Consider the following 3943-nt stretch of genomic DNA (forward strand, 5'->3'; position numbering starts at 1 on the left):
CACTGCTTTTCAGGCAGTCACTGTATCAGGTCTGTTATTGATCGTTGGATTATATTTTTTCAAAAACACAAGCTATCCGGCCCGCCTTCTTGCAGGCGCTGCCGGAAGCATGCTGATGTTTAATTTTTTATTACTACCGTTGTTAGGCGCAGCCCAGCAAGAGCCCGTTCGTGAGGCAGCCCAGCTCGCTAAGAAAATTGGCGGACCTGTGGTAAGTTACGGTATCAACATGCCAAGCTTTTCTGTTTACCGGGATGCAATTGTGCCCAGACGAGCCCCCCTGCGTGGCGAACTCGTTTTCACCCGAATCGATAAACAAGAAAACTTACTGACATTAGATCCTGCTGTGAAACCGACCCGTCTGTACGCCAAAGGAGGAGTCGCACTTTACTCTTATGAATAAATTTAATCAGCATGTTGCCTCGGCCTGCAAGACTTGGCCGACAGCACAAAACAGCGACAAACTACTTCTGTGGGCAGCCGTTTTAGCATTTTTTCTGGGAACGGTTTTGTTGCTGGCTAACGGCTTACAAACCGGTTTTCACAGTGCCCAGTTTCTCAGCCTGATATTACCTCCGATAGCATGGGAGCACCTTTCGTTCATGGGAGATACGCTGGTTGTTTTAACACTGGCGCTATTATTTGCCTATCGTTACCCACACCTGTTATTCGCTTTGCTGATTACAGCCATCGTCGGCACCCTGATTACCCACGGCATAAAACCCTGGCTTGCCACACCGCGCCCCCCTGGCGTGTTAGACCCCGGTAGCTTTCAACTCATTGGTTCCAGCATCTCCAGAAAAAGCATGCCTTCAGGGCATACTTTAACGGCTTTTGCTGCGGCGGGCTTATTAATACGCCTAACCACCAATAAGGCGATACAATTTCTAATCCTGATCGCTGCCTGCTTTATTGGCTGGTCACGTGTCGCGGTCGGTGTACACTGGCCTGCAGATGTCTGTATGGGGGCTGCTGGCGGGCTTTTGTCTGCATGGGCAGGGTTACAATTATGTGATCGTTGGCAGCGTTTTTTTAGCGGCCGTTTCTATCTGATCCTGCTGATTATCCATGCAGGCTGTGCTATTACGCTGATTAACTATGATGGTGGTTTTCCGCATACATGGCTTTTTGCCGTGACGGCATCGGCCATCAGCTTAGCCAGTATTTTTCACCAACTATCACGTCATGGGTTAATACCACGACTTTCACGCAAGGAGTAGGCACGATGCGTTTTCTGGTCACAGGTGCAGCAGGTTTTATCGGCTTTCACGTCGCACAGCGCTTGCTTAAAGAAGGGCATCAGGTCGTTGGTCTGGATAATTTGAACGATTATTATGACCCTCAACTCAAATCAGATCGCCTTGAATTGTTACAGCCTTTTTCCGACTTCACTTTTTACAAATGTGATCTTGCGGATAAAGAAGGTGTTGAACAGATATTTAAAGAAGAAGCAATTCAACGTGTCATTCATCTGGGTGCACAGGCCGGTGTCCGACATTCTATTAACCAACCCTTTGATTACGCCAGCTCTAATTTGTTAGGCATGCTGGTCATTCTGGAATGCTGCCGTCACTTTGCTATAGAACATCTGATCTATGCCTCCTCAAGTTCTGTTTACGGCACCAATACTAAAATTCCGTTCTCAACCACCGACGGCGTTGATCATCCGGCCTCCTTGTATGCTGCCACCAAAAAAAGCAACGAGCTGATGGCTCATAGCTATTCGCACCTGTATAACATTGCGACGACAGGCTTACGCTTTTTTACTGTTTACGGCCCTTGGGGACGCCCGGATATGGCCCCCATGCTATTCGCCAGTGCTATTTCTGAAGGAAGGCCTATTAAGGTATTCAACTACGGGAAAATGCGCCGGGATTTCACCTATATCGATGATATTGTTGAGGGAATTGTTCGCATCCAGAACATCATTCCGCAAGCCAATCCACAATGGGATGGGCAAACCGACGAAAGCGCTGCGCCCTATAAGATTTTCAATATTGGCAATAACCAGCCAGTCGAGCTGGAGTACTTTATCCAGCAGATTGAAACATCATTAGGTACATCTGCCGTTAAAGAGTATTTGCCGATGCAGGCAGGTGATGTCGTTGAAACATTTGCCGATATCGACGCCCTCAGCAAAGCGACTGGGTTTACGCCAGACACCCCCATTGAAGAGGGAGTAAGTCTGTTTATTGAATGGTACAAAGACTATTACAAGGACTCTAACAAGGGCTATAACAAGGGCTAACGGACGCTGGCAATATATTTAGAAAGGTGCGCCATTTTATCAGGATCATCATCTATCAGGGTGATCCTGATATTGATAAAAGCAGAGTTAATATGCACGTCGGCAGCCTCCACCATCTGAATAAATCCATTCACACGTGCCACACTATCACCCGATAACTGCTCAATATCAATAACCGCCTGATCCAGCACCCGAGGGAATTCACCCTCATTTTTCACAACCACCAGCACATCTTTCAGGCTCATATCTTTAATCGCACATTTGTACACCTGATCTTTCACCCGCAAATACGCCATCCCCTTAGGCTTTTGCACACTCTTGGACGGCGGTACATTTTCCTGCTGTTCCTGCACCAACATTGTAGCGGCCTTAGCCTGCTGGATCACATCCGGTGCTTTTTGCTTATGCAGCACTTTATTCATTTTCTGGATAAGCTGCTCTTTTGAAAACGGTTTACCCAGATAATCATTAACACCCGCATGGATTGCTTTAAGGACATATTCACGCTCACCCCGGCTAGTGACCATCACAAACGGAACCGTTTTATATTGTGGTTGTGCTCGGGTCCATTTCAGTACTTCCAAACCACTCATTTGGGGCATCTCCCAATCACACAAAATGATATCAAACTCATCTGAAATCAGTAATACCTGTGCCTCTTGTCCATTAAACGCTGCTTTAACCGCCGCTTCAGGAAACGCATCACTGATTATTTTAGTGACGAGTTCACAAATAAACTTAGCATCATCAACGATTAATACTTTCAGACTCTTCATGCACTACTCTCTAAAAAACGGGCCGGACCGCAAAACAGGAAACTCACTGACAGATGCTCGATCAGTAACATTAAAATAGGCCATAACCTGCGTATTCTCCAGTATTGAGAAAACACAAAAAAAAAGCCCGTCACCATGACGGGCTTAGCAGAACCTGTAAAATCCCTCTATTATTTCCCTATAAAGAGTTTAGCGGAATACAAACTCTCCGGCCTCTACATCCACGGCTATCTCAGTTCCCGGCAGATATTTCCCCGCCAGTAGAGCCTGCGCCAATGGATTTTCTATCCATTGCTGAATCGCACGTTTCAACGGACGCGCACCATAGACAGGCTCGAATCCTACGTCCACCAGCTTGTCGAGGGCTGTCGGTGTCAGGGTCAGGGTTAAATCCCGTTCCGCCAAGCGCTGGCGTAAACGTTCCAGCTGGATAGTTGCAATACCTGCGACCTGATCTTTACGCAGACTATGGAAAACCACCACTTCATCAATACGATTGATCACTTCAGGACGGAAGTGGGAACCCACTTCTTCCATCACCGCTCTTTTCATCAGGTCGTAATCGTCGTCATCACTAAAACTCTGTATCAGGTGCGATCCAAGGTTAGAGGTCATAACAACAATAGTATTTCTGAAATCAACCGTGCGGCCCTGGCCATCCGTTAAACGGCCATCCTCTAACACTTGCAACAGAATATTAAAGACATCAGGATGTGCTTTCTCCACCTCATCCAACAGCAATACCGAATAAGGTTTGCGTCGAACGGCTTCAGTCAGGTAGCCTCCTTCTTCGTAGCCGACATAGCCCGGAGGTGCACCAATCAAGCGGGCAACTGAGTGTTTCTCCATAAACTCGGACATATCAATGCGCACCATCGCATCATCAGTATCGAATAGATAATTGGCTAACGCTTTGCAC

General features: G+C 47.1%; 5 protein-coding genes. 3 read left to right on the forward strand and 2 right to left on the reverse strand.

The genetic code is table 11. The features are described from left to right. The 3 genes from ABY436_RS19420 to ABY436_RS19430 form a co-directional block, all read left to right on the forward strand. Positions 1–403 (forward strand): hypothetical protein (locus ABY436_RS19420; protein WP_372740577.1); only part of this gene is annotated, 403 nt, incomplete at its 5' end. Further along, the gene (locus ABY436_RS19425) at positions 396–1220 is read left to right on the forward strand and encodes a phosphatase PAP2 family protein (RefSeq protein ID WP_372740578.1); all 825 of its coding nucleotides are present in this window, start codon (positions 396–398) and stop codon (positions 1218–1220) included. The genes ABY436_RS19420 and ABY436_RS19425, both read left to right, overlap by 8 nt. Positions 1221–1225: 5 nt before the next feature. After that, on the forward strand, positions 1226–2248 hold the full coding sequence (locus ABY436_RS19430) for an NAD-dependent epimerase (RefSeq protein ID WP_372740579.1): 1023 nt from the start codon (positions 1226–1228) through the stop codon (positions 2246–2248). Here ABY436_RS19430 and ABY436_RS19435 read toward each other — a convergent pair. After that, positions 2245–3024 (reverse strand): response regulator, encoded by a 780-nt coding sequence (locus ABY436_RS19435; RefSeq protein WP_372740580.1) that lies wholly within the window; start codon positions 3022–3024, stop codon positions 2245–2247. The two genes, ABY436_RS19430 and ABY436_RS19435, sit on opposite strands and share 4 nt — an antisense overlap. Positions 3025–3213: 189 nt before the next feature. Then, positions 3214–3943, reverse strand: a 730-nt coding sequence (locus ABY436_RS19440) for an AAA family ATPase (protein WP_372740581.1), incomplete at its 5' end; no start/stop codon positions are given.

This window comes from Neptunomonas sp. (assembly GCF_041601355.1).
Taxonomy (GTDB): domain Bacteria; phylum Pseudomonadota; class Gammaproteobacteria; order Pseudomonadales; family Balneatricaceae; genus Neptunomonas.

Bases quoted from the DNA above. Each gene is read 5' to 3' on its own strand.
- ABY436_RS19435 (WP_372740580.1), bottom strand. From the start codon at position 3,024: ATGAAGAGTCTGAAAGTATTAATCGTTGATGATGCTAAGTTTATTTGT.
- ABY436_RS19430 (WP_372740579.1), top strand. From the start codon at position 1,226: ATGCGTTTTCTGGTCACAGGTGCAGCAGGTTTTATCGGCTTTCACGTC.
- ABY436_RS19425 (WP_372740578.1), top strand. From the start codon at position 396: ATGAATAAATTTAATCAGCATGTTGCCTCGGCCTGCAAGACTTGGCCG.